Genomic DNA, 19356 nt, shown 5'->3' with positions numbered 1-19356 from the left:
CCTGCACTTGGCGGGTTGGAGCCTTCGCCCTAGCAGTGGATTACCATGGAGTGCCCCACGAAAGCCGCAGCTCCCCGGTCCGACCAACGCTGCCGTCAACCACCTCCGTAGCAATCAGGGCGCAGGGCACGACACCTCCGTCCCAAAGCCACCCGGGGGTTCGCTCTATACAAAAAGAGGGCCCATCTCTGGGTCCCCCGCCTGCCTGTAAGTCTCTATAAGCCATGTTTTGTTCCAGGTGGCCTCAGGCAGGTCACCCTTCAGTAATCATCTATCTCAGTATTTCTACTGCTTTGCCGTTGGTTCAATTCCCATGGTAAAGCGCCCCTACCAAAGTTTGGGTTACTCGCTCGCGGGGTTTACCGCGTTCCAATCCAACGGTTTCCCGTTGGCATCGTTTCTGTGGCACTTTCAAACGTACTGGCGCGTGGCCGAAGCTTTAGCGCGTTCCGCTGCCGTTACCGTTTGCACGGCACCCAGGCTTATTGGGCCTGGCACGAACACTACAGGCATCACAGCCTGTGCGGGCATGGACTTTCCTCAGCCTACCAAAGTAGACCGCGATTACTCGAGACTTACAGGTGCCGGCACTCTCCGTACCGGTAGCAATGCCTTAATTATTCTGGACGCTGACTGTTTGGTGTCGCGGCATGGGCCCCGCCATCACTCAGCTTGCTACCAAAGACGTGACGCTCCAAGTTGCTCAAGCGCTTGAGAATGTCGTAGTTCGTTGCCGCAACGTTTGCCTGTGGCGTTTGGGCAGCAACACCCTTTGACACGTTCAACTGCTTGGTCAGCTCGTCCACGCGACTAATTAGACGTGCATTTTCTTCTTTGCCCGACGTAATTTCCTTCTCAAAGGCTTCATAGTCCTTGATAATATCGTCGAGGAACGAATCAACTTCGTCCTGGTCGTAACCACGCATCTTACTCTTAAACTGCTTGTTCAAGATATCTTGTGGCGTATAGTGGACATTCATTTGTCCGTCATTCTGTGCATCCATCGTTCCACCCCGTTCATAATCAATCAGGCCATCAATAAGCTTATCATAAGCTACTCGTTTTGGGAACGGTCATTTTGCAGTTCCCCATATTCATTTGCGGCTTCCTGGAGGTCGTCCATCGTCGTCATGCGCACCGAATAATCGCTCCGTGCCGCCAAGCGACTGATGCGTTCGTAGTCGTACTGGGCCTTACCAGGAAACTCCGGATCGTAAACCATTAGCGCTAAATCAGTGTGCGTGCTCATAAAGTCACCGTATGCTACTAATTGGCGGGGGCTTGTATACGGTGTGGTGCCAACTGACGCCGTAAAGTCCACCCGCGCGCGTAACGCCGCCAACTGCGCTTGGCGTTCTTCCTTCCAGCGTCCGCCAAAGTCGGTGAAAGGGACCATCACGGCTACCCGTAACTGTGGGAAGTCTGCCTGCAGTTCAAGGCCAACCTCGGCCGACCATTGTTCCACTCCCGGCTGTCCACCTGTTATTATCCACTCTAACCCCTCGTCCAGTAATTGGGTGAGCTGGCTCTTTAAAGAATATTTAATGACGGTGACCTTGGGATCATTATCGTTGAATACGGATAATTCATACGCCCTGTATCCGGTGACCCACACGCGCTCACGCATACTGACTCTCCTTTGCCTCGTGGTCATAAACTTATTATAGCGCAAGCCGGCCGCTAATACTGGTAGTATTATGCCCTTTGTATGAAGAATTTTTGTTATAATCACCCTATGGAGTGTGAAGAACATGACGATACATTATCCCAATGGCGGTGCGTATAAACAACATGCGCTCGCAAAACCGGCAGCCCCCGCCACGATTTATGGTGGCCGCGGGATGACCCTTGAGGACGAGCTGAACGGGACCAACCAGTACTATTTGAGCACCGGTCGCGCCGTGGTGCATAAGAAGCCCACACCGATTCAAATTGTCAAAGTGGATTACCCCCAGCGCAGTAAGGCGGTCATTCGTGAGGGTTACTTTAAAACGCCCTCCACAACTGACTATAACGGGATTTATCGCGGGTATTACCTGGATTTCGAGGCCAAGGAAACCAAAAATAAAGCGAGTTTTCCCCTCAAAAACTTTCATCAGCATCAAGTCGACCACATGCGTGCTTGCCTGGTACAGAAAGGTATTTGCTTTGTGGTCATGCGTTTTGTGCGCTTAGAGCGTCTGTTCGTCTACCCCGCCTCCCCGCTCATTGCGGCTTGGGATGCTCAGGCTGATGGAGCCCGGAAGTCAATCACTTTGTCGACCATTGAGCATGACGGCTTTGAGCTCACCCCCAAGATTCAGCCCCGTGTTCCCTATCTAGATGGGGTTGACTGGTTAATTTCACAGAAAGTAGGTGCCACACGTGGCTAAACATGGCGAAGAAGAACCATCACGCATGTCGCGAAAGCGCGCAGAGCAACGACAAGCTAGTAGTAACAAGCCCAGTAATAAGAAGGGTTTTTCGTGGCGTCGGCTAATTAAGTGGATTGTCGGCGTGGTCGCAGTTTTATTCTTGCTGGGTGTCGGACTCTTTGCGTGGTATGCCAAGTCTGCTCCCGCCCTAGCTGAATCTAAGCTTAAGAGCGACGGTAGTTCGATTATTTACGCCGCTAACGGCGATGAAATCACCACGTTGGGGCTAGAAAACCGGGTATACGTTTCTAGTAGCAAGATACCCACGCAACTGAAGCAAGCTGTGGTTTCAATCGAGGACCGCCATTTTTACTCTGAGAAGCTTGGTATTGACCCGCTGCGCATCGCCCAAGCGGCTTTGTCTGACGTGACTAGCTCCGGTGATCTCCAGGGGGCCAGTACGCTCACGCAGCAGCTGGTCAAACTGTCTTACTTCTCAACCAAGGCTTCAGACCAGACCATCAAGCGTAAGGCCCAGGAAGCCTGGTTGGCATTTAAGGTGGAACGCAGCTACAGCAAATCCCAAATTTTGGAGTTCTACATTAATAAGGTGTACATGAATCACGGCCAATACGGTATGGCTACCGCGGCAAAGTACTACTATAACAAGTCACTTAGCCAGTTGACGCTGGCCCAGACCGCGTTTATTGCGGGGTTAGCGCAGGCACCATCGTCCTACGATCCAGTGGCGCACCCCGAAGCCGCTACGAACCGGCGTAACCAGGTAATTAACGCTATGCTACGGGACAAGGAAATTTCCTCTAGCGACGCAGCTAAGGCTAAGGCTACGAACATTGGCGATGGGTTGGTTTCACAGTCGTCAACAACCAAGAGCACCACAAAAACCGATAAGATTGTTGACAGCTACCTGACGGGCGTAATCAAAGAGGTCAAAAAGAAGACGGGCGAGAACCCCTACACTTCCGGGATGAAGATTTACACCAACCTCGATATGAACGCTCAAACCCGTCTGTACGATATTGTTAATAGTGACCAGTACGTGAACTTCCCGGACAATAAGTTCCAAACGGCCGTCACGATGACCGACCCGAATAACGGTGCGGTGCTTGCACAAATTGGTGGGCGCAAGACGGGTAACGTGCGCCTAGCGTACAACCGTGCTATTGCGAGTGACCGGTCCAACGGTTCGACAATGAAGCCAATTTTGGATTACGGTCCGGCCATTGAGTACCTGCAGGAGTCAACGGCCACGGTGCTGGATGATTCGGCGTACAACTACCCGGGCACCAATACGGCCGTTAACGACTGGGATAACCGTTATGACGGCAAAATGACCATGCGCAAAGCACTGGAGCAGTCGCGGAACATTCCAGCCGTGAAGACGCTGGCCAAAGTCGGCTGAGTAAGGCCCTCACCTTTGCATCTGGGCTGGGCGTCAACTTGGCCAAGAACGAGCAGTACTACTCCGCGGCTATTGGTGCCAGCATGTCGACCCTGACTGAAGCCGGGGCATACGGCGCCTTTGCCAACGGTGGTACCTATTACAAACCGACCTATATCCGCAAAATTACGACGGCGGACGGCCTGACCACCAACTACGGTTCGACCGGGAAGCGCGCGATGTCAGGCTATACGGCGTACATGATTACGGATATGCTGAAGGGCGTGCTGACTAAGGGTACTGGGACGTCCGGGGCGATTTCCGGCCTCTACGCCGCGGCAAAGACCGGGACGACCGACTACTCCGACACGGTGATGGCCGAAAATCCTACTTTGAAGTATGAAGACGCCGTGAAGGACAGCTGGTTTACTGGGTACACTAAGCAACGCGTGGTTTCCGTTTGGACAGGGTACGATCAGTCCAGCAAGAACGGCGTAACCCCGTCCGAGGAAAAAAATTGCGGCGTACATCTACAAGTACATGATGAGTTACGTGTACCAAAACCAGAACGTCTCCAATACCAACTGGACTAAGCCAGACACCGTATTGCGGAAAACCGTTTCGGTACTCGGTACCAAGAGTTCTGAGCTGTTCGTTAAGGGCAGCACGGCGGCAAGCAATTCTACCGACGTGAGCGACTCCCTGAGCTCGAGCTCCAGTAGCAAGTCCTCCTCGAGTTCCAGCAGTTCATCTAGTTCAAGTTCCAGCTCCAGTAGCTCGTCCAGTTCTAGCTCCAGTAGTAGTGAGTCGTCGTCGACATCCTCGTCTTCTAGCGCGGATTCTAACTCGACGGAATCAGCTTCGACGCCATCTAGTGGTTCGTCGGGGACGGCATCTGGTAGTAGTAGTAGCTCGGCGCAGCAATAACGCCCCAAATTGAAGTTCACCTCTTGGTCCGTTGCTAGACCAAGGAGGTGAACTTTTTTTGTGCTGTGAGTAGGTTGATTTGTTGCAGGTTAACATAAGCAAAATTATCCACACTTATTGCTGCTACTCTACCCTCCCCGATAAAAAAACGGTCGCCACTAACTACACCCGTTGTTGTGTGTTAGTGGCGACCGTTATCCGGAAAACTATTAAAACTATAGTTCGTTAAATTCCCGCTGCGCTTGCTTAATTGCCTGAACCGTACGCAGGTTGCGCTTTTCCCAGGTGATCAGGACCCGGTCCATATACTTAAGGGAGTACGCCTGGTTGAGCACCGCTTCGCGTAAGGCTAGTGCCACCACGTCGGGATCGTAGTGATCTTCGTTCATCCACGCCCTCACGGTTTGCTGTTCAATTGGTGTCAGCATGCGACCAAACTCGGTTTCAACCTGTTGTTGCAGATTGCGCACCGGATCAGCCTCTAAACCGCTCATGTTAGCCTGATTGTCAGCCGGTTGCTTGGCGGCAAGTAACTGCTTAACCAATGGTGTCGTATCGTACACGTCCAGCATCCGTCCTTGGGAGTCAGTGCTGGCACTGATAGTAATGGCGCCTTTGCTGACCAGGCTGGCGACGGCCCGGTTGAACTCGGTGCTGGTCATCTTGGTGCTCTGGGCCAGCTCCTGCAAGTTAGGTGCATCGTGGTGTTGCTGTAAGTGACGGTCAATGTACAGGTAAACCACCAATTCGTCCCGAGTGAGTGACGATGATGCGAACTCAGACCAAATAATGTCCGAGAAACTGAGGGTGCCCGCGGCTAATAGGTCGTCAATTGTCCCCATGTGTTTTCCCCCTTCTAACTGCAAATATTATGTCACTAAACCCACGTGCGCAAGCAATTGCTATGCGGCCACGTGGGTACTCATTATTCATTACGGCTGCAAACGGTTTAGCATCCGTGGGAACGGAATCGTTTCCCGTAAGTGGTCCGACTTGCAAATCCATGTCAGGAACCGCTCAAGGCCCATACCAAAGCCGGAGTGCGGCACACTACCATATTCACGCAAATCGAGGTACCACTGGTAGTCCTCTTCATTGAGGCCTGCGTCCTTGATGGCCTTAGCGAGCTTATCGTAGTCAACTTCACGCTCCGAACCACCAATAATTTCCCCGTAGCCCTCTGGTGCAAGCAGGTCCGCACAAACATACACGTCGTCGCGGTCGGCGGCCGGCAGCATGTAGAACGGCTTGATGCTCTTCGGGTAGTTCAGAACAAAGACGGGCTGCTCAAACTGGTCGGACAAGTACGTTTCTTCTGGTGAGCCAAAGTCGTCGCCCCACTTAGTGTCGAAGCCGCCCTTTTGTAGCATGTCGATGGCCTCATCGTAGCTAATCCGTGGGAACGGTAGCTTGGTGAACTTCCGTAAATCTTCGGGGTCCCGGTCCAGTAACTTTAGGTCGTACTCACAGTTTTCAATAATCTTGGTAATGAGGTAAGACACGTACTTTTCTTGTACCACGAGGCTCTCGTCCTGGTGCATGAACGCCATCTCGGGTTCAATCATCCAGAACTCGGTCAAGTGACGCCGGGTCTTGCTCTTTTCAGCCCGGAACGTTGGCCCAAAACTGAACACTTTGCCAAACGCCATTGCCCCGGCCTCCATGTACAGCTGACCACTCTGGCTCAGGTAGGCGTCATGATCGAAGTAGTCGATGTGGAATAACTCCGTAGTCCCTTCTGGTGCGGAGCCCGTCAAAATTGGCGGGTCCATCTTGATGAACCCTTCCTGGTTGAAGAACTCGTACGTTGCGCGAATTACTTCGTTACGGATGTGCATAATCGCAAAGGGCCGGCGACTACGCAGCCACAGGTGCCGGTGGTCCAGCAGGAATTCGATTCCGTGTTCCTTAGGCGTGATGGGGTAATCCTCACTATCGCCGATTACCTCAATGCCTTGCACCTGAATTTCGTAGCCAAAGTGGCTCCGGGCGTCTTCGTGAATTTCACCAACCACCCAAAAGCTGGTCTCTTGGCGCAGTTCCTTTGCCTGCTGGAAAACTTCTTCACTCACGTCATTCTTGCGGACGACGCCCTGGAAGAACGCTGTACCGTCGCGAAGTTGCAGGAAGGCAATCTTGCCGCTGCTACGCTTGTCGGTGAGCCAAACGCCGATCTTGACGGTTTCGTTAACGTGCTGGGATGCTTCACTAATTGTAATCTGTTCTGGCATGTTGCTAATTTCTCCTAATCGTTTGCAGTATGTGGTGTGCTGGAACCCGTAACGAAGTCCGCAATCCGGTTGGCGGCTTCAAGGAGGCTATCCTTGGCGGCCGCGTAGCTAATGCGGATGTAGTTCGGATTACCAAAGGAACGGCCGGGTACTACGGCTACTCCAGTCTTTTCCAGTAAATCCATGGCAAAGGCGTCGGCGGAGTCGTACCCCAAATTGGTCACGGCGTCCTTCACGTTAATGAACAGGTAAAAGGCACCGGTAGGCTTTTCCTCTAACTTGAAGCCCGGAATTTGGTTGAACAGCGGGTAAATCGTGTTCAACCGGTCTTCAAACGCAAGCCGCATGGTTTCGGTGCTACTACCATCACTGTTAAACGCTGCAATGGCACCGTACTGACTGACCGCGGCGGGATTCCCCGTTGCGTGGCTACAAATTGTCGCCATGGCCTTGGCGACGGCAATCGGGGCGCAGCGTAACCAATCCGCCAACCAGTCATGGCGTAGGACTTGGATACCCCGCCGATAAGGATGGTGTTGGCGCTGATAGTTGGATCGAGCGACAGCATTGATGGCGCGTCCTCACCATTATACGTTAGGTCGCTGTAGATCTCGTCACTGACAATCATGACGTCATGCCGGAGTGCCCAGTTACCAATGAGCGTTAATTCCTGGCGGGAGTAAATCGTCCCGCTCGGATTTTGCGGGCTGTTAATGATGAGGGCCTTAGTGTGCTGGTTGACGACCTGATCCAGGTCATCAACGGTCACCTTAAACCCGTTGCTTGCGGGTGCTGCCTGTGGGACGCCCCCCGCCAAACGGACCTGTTCGACGTAGGAGACCCACCCTGGTGTGGGTATGATGACCCCATCACCAGGATTCAGGATGGCGTTGAACAAGCAATAGAGGGCAAACTTGGCCCCGTCAGTCGCAATAATTTGGTTGGTATCGTAATGGTACCCCGTGCGGCGCTCGATATTGCCGCTGATGGCCGCACGCAGTTCTGGCAACCCGGTGGCTTGGGTGTAGAAGCTGGCCTGACCGGCGTTGATGCTGTCGATGGCGGCCTGTTCAATGAACTTGGGCGTCTCAAAATCGGGCTGGCCCATGGTCAAGTTAATGACGTCGGCCCCCGCCGCTTTGAGTTCATTGGTTTTCTGGCTCATGGCCAGGGTGGCACTAGGATTAACTTTGGCTAAGCGGTTAGAAACTTGCATAGAGCACCTCCAAATGATGGTTGCCCATCGTTATATGTTTTTGATTAACTCCACTTGCTTACCGGTTCGAAATGAATAAGTCACGTACCCCAAACGGCCCTGCTTGGTCTTGTACGCCACGTCCCACACCAGGTTTTTACCCTGGTAACGCAAAGAGGCGTTGAGTACCCGCTGCGGGTCCAGTTGCTTCCAGGCCTGACTGAGTGCCTCGTTGCGGGTCGTCCCCGCGCTCTGCCGCACGACGTGGACAGCCCCATTTTTCTGCTTGATGACCACGTACACGGCGTGACCACTACGCTGTCCGCCGACCGTGACGTAACTTGTATCGCGGGTATTCCACCAGAAACCGTTAATCTTGGTTACTTTGGCGGAACGGCGCGCAATGCTGTCAGCCTGGCTACGCAACTTATTGTACGGGTGCAGTGCCTGCTGGAAGAAAATGAGGATGGAAAGCACGACAACAATGACGCCAGCGATTAATGCCCACTTGTGCCAGCGGGCAGAACTACGATTGTGCATGAAAAATTCCTTTCACATCGATACCTAGCCGACCGTATTACTCTTTACTGGCTGGTTTCTGCTTGCGCCGGCGGGGGCGCCGCTTTTTTTTGGCGTTGACTCGCCAGTACCTTTACGGGTGGCAGTACCGTTAGTCTTGGCTTTGTCCTTGGCGGAACGCCGTGGTCGGCGGCCCGTTGAAGCCTTGTGTTCATCGAGCAACCGCTTGGCGGCGGCCTGCTCCGCTTCGTCCGGTGTTAGCCAGCGTTCCAACGCGTCAGGCATCGCGGACAGTGGCAGCAAGTCCGTCGTCACGGATGGCAACGACTTTTGCATCCCCCGCCCGTAATTGGTGCGGGTCAGCCGGTCGTCCAGTACGATGAATACACCACGATCACTCTCGCGCCGAATTAACCGGCCGAAACTCTGCCGTAAGCGTAACGTGGCCCGGGGTACGGCGTCCTGAACGAACGGGTCGGCACCACTAGCCTTTATATTATCATACCGTGCCTTGATTACGGGGTCGTTTGGCATATCAAAAGGTAATCTTGTTAAAATTACCGTCTCCAATTGTTTATCGGGATAATCAACGCCCTCAAAGAAGCTGGCGGCCCCCAGCAGGACACTGTTACGGCTGACGGCGAACCGCCGCGCAATTCGTGCCGCCGATCCGGTCACACCCTGAGCCAAAATTTCCTTACGGTCGGCAATAGGCCGCCGGTTGAGTCGTGCAAAGACGTTGCCGATGACCGTAAGTGAGTTAAACAAGACCAACGTTTGGTGCTCGTTGTCGGCAAGTTGCTCAATGGCGTTGGTCAGATAATCAGCGTACTGCTTGGCGTTCAGTTCATTAATGTGTGGTGCGTCCGCGGCAATCATAATGCGGGCCTGCTGCTTGTACTTGAACGGACTACGGAGTGTCATTACCTGCGATTCTGGTAGTGAACTATAACCTAACTGTCCGGTGAGGAACTGCGCGTCTTTGCGCACAGTCAGCGTACCACCAGTGAACACTGGGGCGGTGAACCGTTGCAACAATGACTGAATGTGGTCCCGAGCATCAAACACTCGCCAGTTAACGTTGAGACTGGTGAGATCATCCGGGTGTCGCAGCGTCAGGCTAGGCACGGCCACCTGCTGGTCCGTCAGCAGCGGCTGGTGCTCCGTCAGCGCGGCCATTGGGCGCAACTGCTCAGCCAGACCGGCCGCCACGTCCTCAAGGTGCTGGAAGGTTTTAATATCGCCGGTCAGGAAGTGGTTTTCGTTTTGCGTGTAGTCCGTTAACAGCGTTTCCGCAATCGTGAGAATCTGGTTGCCCAAGCCCGTCACGTCTTTGGCTACCGGCGTGAACCGGTCGATAATAGCCTGAATGTCCTCGTGACTCAGGTTGAGCTCCATGAAGCCGTTGTGTGGGCGCTGCTGGTGGGCAAAGTAGTGGTGGAAAAGTCGCGTCTGAATGCCGTCCACTAAACCGAGGGCCTTGTCCGTCGCCAGCTGCAGGCTACGTAACTGGTAACTCATAATTTGGTTGTCGGCGTATATAGCGGCCAAGCCCCGCGCGTCCGGGCCCCCAATAATCCGCTCAAACTGGTTGAGCGAGTAATGCAGCTTTTTCAGGTTGAGCCGGACCGTAAAGGCGTTGGCTGCGTTCTCAGCGAAGTGTTGTGCTTCGTCAACCACCAGAAATGGTTGGCCACTAAAAGCGTCGTCCGTGTAGTGCGCGGCTAGGTAGGCGTGGTTGGTCACCACGATGGCCGCGGCGTCGACCCGACGGAGGGCATTACGGTAAAAGTCCACTTTGTAGAACGGATTACTGTATTCCGTGCCAAAATTACCAGTATGCTGAATCCGGATGAAGAAGGCACTCTGCGTACTGGCTGTGTGCAGTTCGTCCAAATCCCCCGTCTTGGTGGTGGTGAGCCAGACGAGAATCTGCATCTGCAAAATGAGGCTAATGCCCTTGATCTCGTCGTCGTGGAGCGTCGTGGCAAACCTGTTCAAGTCAATGTAATGCCGGGGGCTTTTCAACGTGACGGCGTCCACCGGGTGGCCGACCAATAGTTCGACCAGCGGAATGGTTTCGTTCATGAGCTGACTTTGGAGCACCGTCGTCGACGTAGCCACCACCACTTTGTTATCTGGGGTGGCGACAAAACTATACGGTATCAAGTAACCTAACGACTTACCCAGCCCGGTGCCGGCCTCAATCACTAGCGGAACCTGTTCGTCAGTGGCGTTGCTAAATAGCCGGTCCATCATCCGGGCCTGAGCGTAACGGAAACGGAGGTGGTCCGCGCGCTTAATCATTTTACGCTTAGCGGCTTCCTTGAGCGGATATTCTTGGAGTCCGCGACCGGCCCGTGCGGCACGGCTTTGGCGTTCGGGTGCGGGGTTGGCAATCACTACACCCCGCTTTTGCAGGTAGTGTCCCGATAGTGGCTGCGCGTCACGGGCTAGGTATTGGAGGTACTTCCCCGTCTCCCGTAGCAACCCCTTACCTAACCGGGCCAGTTCCTGCTGGGTAGGTCCCGGCAATTGGCGGAAACGCCGGCTGAGTTCGATGAGCAGCTTGGCGGTGCTAACCGCGTCGCTATCGGCCTGGTGTGGATTACTGTGCTTAATGTTCAGCAAGTGGGTCAGGTCGGACAAGCGGTAACTGACCGAATTGGGCAATAGAATCTGGGCGAGCTGGACGGTATCCAGCGCGTCATTATCGAGGGTACGCAAACCAACCCGCTCGAACTCGGCGTTCAAAAACGGGTAGTCAAAGTTGACGTTGTGGGCCACAATCACCGTATCCGCCAACATCTGTTCCAGTGCCGGCGCAATTTCGTCAAAGTACGGTGCGGAAACTAGATCCTGCGGGTGGATGCCCGTTAACCGTTGGATAGCGACGGGAATGCGTGAGTCTGGATTAACCAGTTGGGAATAGGTCTGGATGACCTTGTGGTGTTGAATTAAAGCACAACCAATCTGAATAATCCGGTCACCGGCCTTGACGTCAGTACCAGTAGTTTCCAAATCAATTACTGCGTAGATGGTGTCTGCATCCATTTATTTATCACCTAAATTAAAAGGTCACGTAGTTAATGATCGTACCTACGTCAGCTTTTATTACTATTTCCATCATACGCCCCTTCTACGGGGAGTGCTACTACCGTGTTGGTTTCCAGTAGGACCAGCCGCAAACCGACCACCGGCTCCGGTTGAATTTGCCGTAGGGCCTGGGCGTAGAGCCTGAGCTGGCCGCTGTATCTTTGCACTACGGCGTCCTGATGGTGGCCGATATGGTCGGTTTTGTAATCGTACAGAATGACACCATCAGCGGTGGTCACAAAGCCGTCCATAATCCCGTGAACCAGGAGGTTTTGTTCGTCGTTACGCATGGCGGGAAAAACGTCCCCCGCCGGCATCAGCATGGCAAACGGCACTTCACGGTGCACGGTCGCGGGGGTCGCCAATAACGTTTGCCCCAAAGGCGTCGTAAAGAACGCCACCACGTGCTCAACGTTGACGTTGCGGGCCACTGGTGCGGTGATTAAGTTGCGGCTAACAAGGTCCTCAATGACGGTAGCAACGTAATCGGGCGTAATGGCCTGGTGTAGGTCCAAACTTTGTAGTACCTGGTGCGTGGCCGTCCCTACGGCGGCAGCAGTGGGCCGCTCATCCTCGCCCGCAGTCATGAACTTCGGCGTAGCAAACGTTTGGGTGAAACGGTGTGCGTCCTGCCCATCGGCGACCACCTGGTGGCCGCTTGATTGCGGGTCGGCGTGGAGTTCGGCCAATGAGGGGTCATCGAAGAGCCGCTTGATTTCGGATACCGCCTGAAAGCCAGTGGTTTGTGTCGCGGCGGTGTATGGGTACTGGTACTCAAACCATTGGTCGACGTCCACGGTGAGCGGCGGCTGCACGATCGGCGCGGCTGCAGTTTGACCGGTCACCGTGGCGGGATGGTTAATCCAGGATACTTGGAAGCTGGTGGCATCGCTCGTCAAAGCGGCGGTCGCCATGTCCTGCCCTGGATACTGGGGATGGCGGATGATACTACCACCAATCAGTGTCAGTAAGGAACTGGCCGTTAGCCGGTTGTAGGCGGGTAGTACTAGGCGTCGGTGTTGGCCATGTCGCGCCAACTTTGCTCTAACTTTGCCTGTGTTTCACCGTATCCGACGACGAATAGTCGTTGTTCGGCCCGGGTCAAAGCGACGTAGAGAACCCGCAATGCTTCGGCCTGCTCGCGGGCATCGCGCTCCTGACGCACAAGTTCGTATTGCGGCAACGCTACCTGTACGCGGGTGTCCGGCTGTAACCACTGCACGCCAATTTGACCACCGGACAGGATGGCTTGACCACCGTGACTACCGCTACTGCGCAAACTCCGGCTGGCGTTCATTAGGAACACCACGGGAAACTGTAGGCCTTTGCTACCGTGAATCGTCATCAGGTGGACCGCGTTGGTATCCGGATCAATGGTGACCGGCGTGTCGAGGTCCTTGTCGCGTTGCTGCATTAATTCGATGAAGTGGACAAAGGCGAATAGTCCTTTAAAGCCGCCCTCCTCGTACGCGTGGGCCCGGTCATAAAGTGCCCGGAGGTTGGCTTGCCGCTGGGGGCCGCCCGGCATGCCACCAACAAAGTCAAGGTAGCCGGTTGTGTTGTAAATTGACCAAATAAGGTCAACGAGGCGGTTCCCGCGGGCCAACTCCCGGAAGCCGCGTAGCTGGTCGTTAAACCGGCTTAGCTTGCGGTAAGCACTGGTCGTCGTGCCGTCCGCGGTCGCTGCGTCGTACTGACGGACAAAGGCGTCGGTGGCCGCGTAGTACGGGGCGTTGCGGTCGGCCAACCGGACGACAGCTAGTTCATCCGCGGTCATCCCTACGATGGGAGACCGCAGCACCGCCACTAGCGGAATTTCCTGCAGTGGGTTATCCACGACTTTGAGCAACGACAGCATTACCTGCAACTCGGTGGTTTTGAAGTAGTTCTGGGCGTCATTAATCACGATGGGGATGCCCGCCGCCGTGAATTCTTCCTGAATCTGGAGGTTTTGGCTCCGCGTAGGCACTAGCAGCGTGATGTCCCGGTACTCGAGGTCGCGGTAGTCACCCTTTTTGCGGTCGTACAACCGCTTTTCGGGATGTGTCATTAGTGCGCGAATCCGGTCAATGACCGCGCGGACCTGGCCGACATCCTTGTCCAGATCTGCGTTGGCACCCTCTTCTGCGTCGCCGGGTACGTACATCAGTAGTTCCGTATCGGGGGCAAAGTCGGCGGGGATATCCGTCGCGCCCAGCAGCAATTCCTCACCGCCCTGGTAGTCAATATCGCCCACCTGGCGGTCCATAACCTGCCTGAAGATCAAGTTGGTGAAATCAATAATGTTGCGGGAGGACCGGAAGTTTTCGGCCAGGTTGATGCGTTCGCCCACTCCCATCTGCGCCGGGTCAACCTCGGGGTCACCACTCAAATTCTCACTCGGTGTGTAACGGGCATATTTGTCCAGGAACAATTGTGGTTCCGCCAGCCGGAATCCGTAGATACTTTGCTTGACGTCACCCACCATGAACCGGTTACCCACGCCATCCTGGGAGACTGCGTTTAAAATAGCCTCCTGCAGCGGGTTGGTGTCCTGGTACTCGTCCACGAGGACCTCGTCAAAGGCGTCACGGTAGATTTGCCCAACCGTAGCGCCACTATCTGGATCTGCCTGGCCCAAAATAACGCGGGCCGACTGTTCGATGTCGCCAAAGTCGAGCACGTGACGCCGTTGCTTTTCTGCCCAGTACGCCCCTTTGAATTCTAAGCAAACGTGGCTGAGCTCATCCACCAAGTCGTGCGCAGCGGTTAACGCGGGTTCCAGCTCGCTGGCACTCAGCGCGAACAGCGGGCCCAGGCTTTTGGTGAAAACATCCTTGGCTTGGTCGCGCAGTTCCTTGGCCGCGTTTTTGGTCTCCTTCGCGGCTTCATCGGCTACTTTGCCGCCCGGCCACCTGGGCCAATCGACGTCGTTAATCGCAGTTTGCACCGCCGTGTAATTTTCAGCTGGTAATGCCTGCGCGACAATCTCCGTCAGCGACCGCGTTTGAGCAACGTTATCCGCAACTTTGGCCAGTGCTGGCTCTGGTTCTAGGAGCTCGGCGGCCTGATTCAACAGGCGTTGTACCTGCTCCACAATCGGTCCGGCCGTACTGCGTAGCTGTTGCATGAGCGGTCCAGTGGCGGTCAGGTCATTACGATAGTTATCCGCCAGTCCCGCAATCCAGCCGTCAGGATCCGTGGTGGTTTGTGCATATTCATATACCCGCATGATCAGGTCCGCCAGCGGGTCATCGGAGCGGTCAGTCCCAAAGTTGGTGCTGAGCGCACGGAAGCGGTCGGCCTCGTCGGAACTGAAGAACACTTCGCGTAAATCGGACCAGACCCCCTCCTGAATCATGATGGCTTCGGTGGGGTCAGCGAGAATGCGGAACCCGGGATCCAGGTTAATGGTGTAGTAGTATTGCTGCACAATCTGCAGTGCAAAGGCATCGATGGTGCTGATGGGGGCGCTCGCCACTAGCCCAATTTGTTGCGCCAGGTGGTGGCGGGTCTCCTCGTCCATTTCCTGGCGATGGTTGGTAAGTTCTTGCTTGAGGGCGACCGTAATCCGGTCCTTCATTTCGGCTGCGGCTGCGTTGGTGAAAGTCACCACGAGTAAGCGGGTAACATCCTGCCCGTGGAGCACAGATTGGAGCACCCGTTCAACCAGCACGGTCGTCTTACCAGACCCCGCGGAAGCCGACACCAAAACGTTATGGCCGTGATGTGTGATTGCTGCTTTTTGACTTGCGGTAAAGTTTGCCAAGTGTTTTGCCCTACCCTTCTTGATTGTTAGACCGTTCCTGGGCGATTTTTGCTAGCACCGCTTCTAACGATAATGGCGTTAGTTGCCGGTACTGGTTATCCCGCAGAGTGGGGTCAAACTGCATGATCGCACTGTAGTCACTCATGGTGATGACGGTGGCCTTTTGGTCGGTGCGCGCTGGTGCTAGTTCCATGTGGCCCGCCAGGACGGCCTGGGCGGCAGCCACAATGAGTGCTTCGTTGTGGTGGATCAGGTCCACTAATTGTTCCGGGGTGACGGTCTTGTGATTATTTCCTAATTGGCACTTTTCAGAAATCTGAACGGGAAAATATCCGACGAACCGGGCTGGTCCGGTGTGACTGTCGTGTCTAAGGCAGCCATCCCCGGCCCGTTCACCAGCAATCCGTCCATTTTGAACGCGGCGGCCAGGCTCTTCTGCTTATCCCGTGAGTACTTGAGCCGCGGGTTTTGTAGGTGCATAAACACCCCTGCTGCGGGGGCCAGTCGCGGTTCATAGCCACGGAGCACCGCGTCGATATACGTGAGCATCTGCATGCCCAAACCGTAGTACGCATCCTCAGCGCTAAAGCTATGGGTGCTGGACTTGTAGTCCACCACCACGAAACCGCCCTGATCACCGGTAGTGACGGTATCTAGCCTGTCAATCCGTCCCCGGACGAGCACGGATTGTTGATCAGGCAAGTCCAACTGGATGGCCGGCAGGTTGTGCGGCTTACCGGGAAAGCCAAAAGTGAGCTCGGTATTGTGCACCTTGAAGCCTGATTGCCGTTGCTCGTTACGGACGCCCGGGCCGACTGGGTCAGCAACGCCGTCAGTAAGTCCCGAATGAATAGCATTCGCTTACTGCTGGTCAGAACTTCAAAGCCTGGTTCCGTACTCTTATCGGCAACTAACTGTTGCACCAGCTGGTCGAGCTCGGCGTCGGATAGGTTTTCAATACCACCTTTGTCCGCCGCCTGCCGGTTCAACTCGTCAAGGACGGCGTGGAACAACGTACCGGTATCTGCCGGGGTCAACGCGAATTCTGGCCGTGGTGCGAGCGCAAGGCCATATTTAAGGAAGTATTCGTAAGGATTCCGGTAGAACGATTCTAGCCGGGAAATGGACACCTCTAAATGGTTACCGTACAGTGCGTGTGCCAGTTGTGGGGCGAGTTCCCCCACCGAGTTGGTGTAGTCCAGACTGGACATCAGGGTATGCGTCAGCGCCGGTAAACCGTGGTTACTAATTGACCGTAGCGTGTTGGTCCAGGCCGGACTAATAGCGTTGTTAGTGTCTTTGAGTTGGCGGGCGACGCGAATTGCGTCACTGAGCGTGCTGCGTGGAGTGCCGAGCAAAGTGTCTACGGGCGTTGTTGGAGTGGCGTCCTGCCAGATAGTCCAAGGTAGACGGCCGGCGTTTTGGATGCCCAACGTATATGGCGACGGGTCGTTGTCCCCGTCACTGTGGACCGGGTAACTGAGGGTTAATTGCTGAGTACCCTCAACGAATGCGAGGTAGTTTAAGAATGGCTCCGTCAGGGCAGTATCCGCTCCGGCATCGGGTAGAAAGGTTCCCTCGGGTAAGTATGGTGCCAAAACGTGTCGGTCGTCACTGGTTAACAGGTTGCGGTCCGTAATGGCGTCCGGCATGGCGGTACTCGTTGCACCAATAATGTAGACGTACCGTGCCTTTTGCAGGCGGGCCAAACCAGTTTCTGAAATTGTGACCTGGTCCAGCGTGGATGGAATCTGGGTGTACGTGGCGTTGGCGAACCCCGCGTCGATCATGTCGTTGAACTGGTCCACGGTGGCCGGTTCTGTGCCCCACGTGTCCACAAAGTCGTCCAAAATATCGCACAACACTTGCCAGGCCTGCTCCCCGGCTTGAGCATCGACCAAGTTACCCGCATCGTTATTGGCGTCCCGCCAGCTGGTGAGTTGGTTGATGACGCCACTTTGGTTCAAGAACTGGTACAAAGCCGTTGCCATTTCCCGCCCCGTCTTTGCTTGGTGTAGCTGGTGGAAAAACGGCGGAATGGTGGTGGCTACTAAATCCTTGATGGTATTAATGAGTTGCGTGTTGACGCTATCCGCCTCACTCACCTGAGCATCATCGCGTTCGGGATCTGGGTGCACCCGGTAGTACTGCCACGGTTTGGGACTAACCCATTGTGAGCCGTACATACCGGTTCGTAGAATGTGGTTTTCCGTCACGTCAAGCGCGTGCCGAAAATCCGCAGCGTCCATATTCGCCGGCACCAGGAGTTCAGTCCGTAAAAGTTGCAGCGTATTTTGATAATCGTAGTTATGGGCCAGCATGCCGAATAAGCTGTCCACAAACACTATTAATGGGTGGTTCGTCATTGCGCGCTCATGGTCGACGAAGACGGGAAGCTCGAATTCATTGGCAACCGCGTCCACGATGGTTTCGTACGGTTTCAAGTGCCGGGCAACAATCAGAAAGTCGCCGTAACGGGCCCCGTCACGCTGAACATGTTGACGAATTGACCGGGCAACGGATCGTAGCTCGGTATAGGGATCGCTCGCCTTCACTAAATCAACACCGGCAAAGTCGAGGTGTTCCGGCACTTCGCGCAGGGCCGTGGCGTTAATCCAGTAGCGTTCAACTGACTGAATTCCCACCGCCACTTTGCGGGCCGGGGCAAATGAATCATGCTGGATGGCTACATCGTTGGTACGTGCCTGTTGGTACAACCGGTAATAGAGCCGCTTACCCGGGAAGAATAAGTCGGGTGCGGCCGGCTGAGTCGTTGCCGGTCGGTCGGTCGTAATGGCCACGTGTACCGCAGCAGCGCGCGTCATGAGCTCGGTGACGATGGCTTCCTCGCGGGCGGCTAGGACGTTAAAGTGACTAATAAAAACGTAGGTGTTGGTTAAGTCCTGCTTGTGCAGGTAGTCGGCTAGTGCTTGTAGAAGGTCGGCGTTACTCGTGGTGTTAACGGTATCCGCCTCGTAATAGCGCAAGATGGTTGCTAGGTCCCGCAACTTTGGCAAGTGGCGGTCGTTATCCGGCATGGTTGCGAGCGCGGCGTCGAGGTCCGCCGCGGTGACGCCACCCATCTGGAGTTCACTGAGTTGCTGTACCAGCCGGGCCGTAAAGCCTGGTGAGTGCGTTCGCCAGCAAAGACACGCAGTTCGTCCTCATGGTCCCGCATAATTTTGGCAATCCGCATTCCGGCGGCAGCGGGAGTGAGGCGCGCCTGCTGGTAGATCGCAGTGTTGTTCAGGTAGTACCACGCAAGGCGCGAGAAGCTCATTACTTGCAGGCGACTCTGGGCAAAGATGTGGTCATCCGGCCGTAACTGCTGGTGGAGTGCGGCAAGCACCTGCACTTCGGATTCGAATTTAATGTGGTTAGGCACCAGGTATAGCACGTCAGCGTCAGGATGCGCGCGCAACGTGGCGGCAACCTGATCAATGAGTGCGCGGTCGTGGTCCGCGGTGGCGGGACCGAGAATGAAATGTAGACCCATGCGTGCTACCTCCAATGGCTGGCTTATGTAGTCCGTCTGTCCCGTTAATGTTACAACGTTTGCCCTACCGTTGTCAGGGGTTGACACGGGGTGAATTTACTTTTCTGGTGCTGTGGTGGTAAATGCACTTTGTATGTGGGGCGGCAGCAATCAATGTGCACTATAGTTTTATGGAGGCTGATCATTGTGGTCAGTCACATAATGTGTCCAGTGCCGGGCTAAGTTAATTTACGGTACAGTTACCTGGCCCTTATTTGGATAGTTTGTGTACCTTTACGCAGATTAGTTAAAATGGCCCGGCATTACAGGTTACTAGTTGTCGAAAATTTAGACAGTTGATCACTGTGTTGATTGCGGCGTTGTGTAGTCAGGGGTATGGGGCTGGCGG

At 54.8% G+C, this 19356-nt stretch carries 12 protein-coding genes, 1 other RNA gene and 3 pseudogenes; 2 read left to right on the top strand and 14 right to left on the bottom strand.

Features of this window, described 5'->3' with window-relative positions:
* Positions 1-213: 213 nt before the first annotated feature.
* From rnpB to JCM12539_RS10485, 3 genes are all read right to left on the bottom strand, one after another.
* Positions 214-576, bottom strand: an RNA gene (rnpB, locus tag JCM12539_RS12865) — RNase P RNA component class B.
* 41 nt (positions 577-617) lie between these two features.
* Complete coding sequence (gene gpsB, locus JCM12539_RS10490) at positions 618-1004, bottom strand: cell division regulator GpsB (RefSeq protein ID WP_054651308.1); 387 nt, start codon at positions 1002-1004, stop codon at positions 618-620.
* Positions 1005-1054: 50 nt separating this feature from the next.
* Positions 1055-1627, bottom strand: a complete 573-nt coding sequence (locus tag JCM12539_RS10485) for an SLOG family protein (protein ID WP_054651306.1) — start codon at positions 1625-1627, stop codon at positions 1055-1057.
* 124 nt (positions 1628-1751) lie between these two features.
* Here JCM12539_RS10485 and recU point away from each other — a divergent pair, with 124 nt between their 5' ends.
* Together recU and JCM12539_RS10475 are read left to right on the top strand one after the other, a co-directional pair.
* Positions 1752-2372: a Holliday junction resolvase RecU gene (gene recU, locus JCM12539_RS10480; protein ID WP_054651304.1), complete on the top strand. Its 621-nt coding sequence runs from the start codon at positions 1752-1754 to the stop codon at positions 2370-2372.
* A gap of 25 nt (positions 2373-2397) precedes the next feature.
* Positions 2398-4683: pseudogene (locus JCM12539_RS10475) on the top strand (PBP1A family penicillin-binding protein).
* A 215-nt stretch (positions 4684-4898) separates the two neighbouring features.
* Here JCM12539_RS10475 and JCM12539_RS10470 read toward each other — a convergent pair.
* From JCM12539_RS10470 to JCM12539_RS15310, 11 genes and pseudogenes are all read right to left on the bottom strand, one after another.
* Positions 4899-5525, bottom strand: coding sequence for a DnaD domain-containing protein (locus tag JCM12539_RS10470; RefSeq protein WP_054651302.1), 627 nt, complete (start codon positions 5523-5525; stop codon positions 4899-4901).
* Between the two features lie 90 nt (positions 5526-5615).
* Entirely contained in the window at positions 5616-6914 is a 1299-nt protein-coding gene (gene asnS, locus JCM12539_RS10465; RefSeq protein ID WP_054651300.1) for an asparagine--tRNA ligase, read from the bottom strand.
* Between the two features lie 14 nt (positions 6915-6928).
* Positions 6929-8130, bottom strand: a pseudogene (locus tag JCM12539_RS10460) (pyridoxal phosphate-dependent aminotransferase).
* Between the two features lie 30 nt (positions 8131-8160).
* Entirely contained in the window at positions 8161-8649 is a 489-nt protein-coding gene (locus JCM12539_RS10455) for a hypothetical protein (protein WP_054651298.1), read from the bottom strand.
* Positions 8650-8673: 24 nt separating this feature from the next.
* Positions 8674-11682 carry a helicase C-terminal domain-containing protein gene (locus JCM12539_RS10450; RefSeq protein WP_082405490.1) on the bottom strand — a complete coding sequence of 1003 codons (3009 nt, stop codon included), beginning with the start codon at positions 11680-11682 and terminating at the stop codon, positions 8674-8676.
* Positions 11683-11732: 50 nt separating this feature from the next.
* The gene (locus JCM12539_RS13445; protein WP_054651296.1) at positions 11733-12761 is read right to left on the bottom strand and encodes a PD-(D/E)XK nuclease family protein; all 1029 of its coding nucleotides are present in this window, start codon (positions 12759-12761) and stop codon (positions 11733-11735) included.
* Positions 12731-15472, bottom strand: a complete 2742-nt coding sequence (gene addA, locus JCM12539_RS10440; RefSeq protein WP_054651294.1) for a helicase-exonuclease AddAB subunit AddA — start codon at positions 15470-15472, stop codon at positions 12731-12733. The genes JCM12539_RS13445 and addA overlap by 31 nt, the downstream gene beginning before the upstream one ends.
* A 10-nt stretch (positions 15473-15482) precedes the next feature.
* The gene (locus JCM12539_RS10435) at positions 15483-15731 is read right to left on the bottom strand and encodes a hypothetical protein (RefSeq protein ID WP_054651292.1); all 249 of its coding nucleotides are present in this window, start codon (positions 15729-15731) and stop codon (positions 15483-15485) included.
* Between the two features lie 35 nt (positions 15732-15766).
* Positions 15767-16243: a PD-(D/E)XK nuclease family protein gene (locus JCM12539_RS14870; RefSeq protein WP_162204129.1), complete on the bottom strand. Its 477-nt coding sequence runs from the start codon at positions 16241-16243 to the stop codon at positions 15767-15769.
* On the bottom strand, positions 16126-16683 hold the full coding sequence (locus JCM12539_RS15315; protein ID WP_369396106.1) for a PD-(D/E)XK nuclease family protein: 558 nt from the start codon (positions 16681-16683) through the stop codon (positions 16126-16128). Before JCM12539_RS15315 ends, JCM12539_RS14870 begins: the two co-directional genes overlap by 118 nt.
* A gap of 1506 nt (positions 16684-18189) precedes the next feature.
* Positions 18190-18968: pseudogene (locus tag JCM12539_RS15310) on the bottom strand (helicase-exonuclease subunit AddB family protein); the annotation flags it as partial.
* Positions 18969-19356 lie beyond the last annotated feature (388 nt).

Source organism: Lacticaseibacillus pantheris DSM 15945 = JCM 12539 = NBRC 106106 (assembly GCF_001311175.1).
Classification (GTDB): domain Bacteria; phylum Bacillota; class Bacilli; order Lactobacillales; family Lactobacillaceae; genus Lacticaseibacillus; species Lacticaseibacillus pantheris.
The sequence above is the reverse complement of the archived record's forward strand: the minus strand, read 5'-3'. Positions and strand labels throughout refer to the sequence as shown.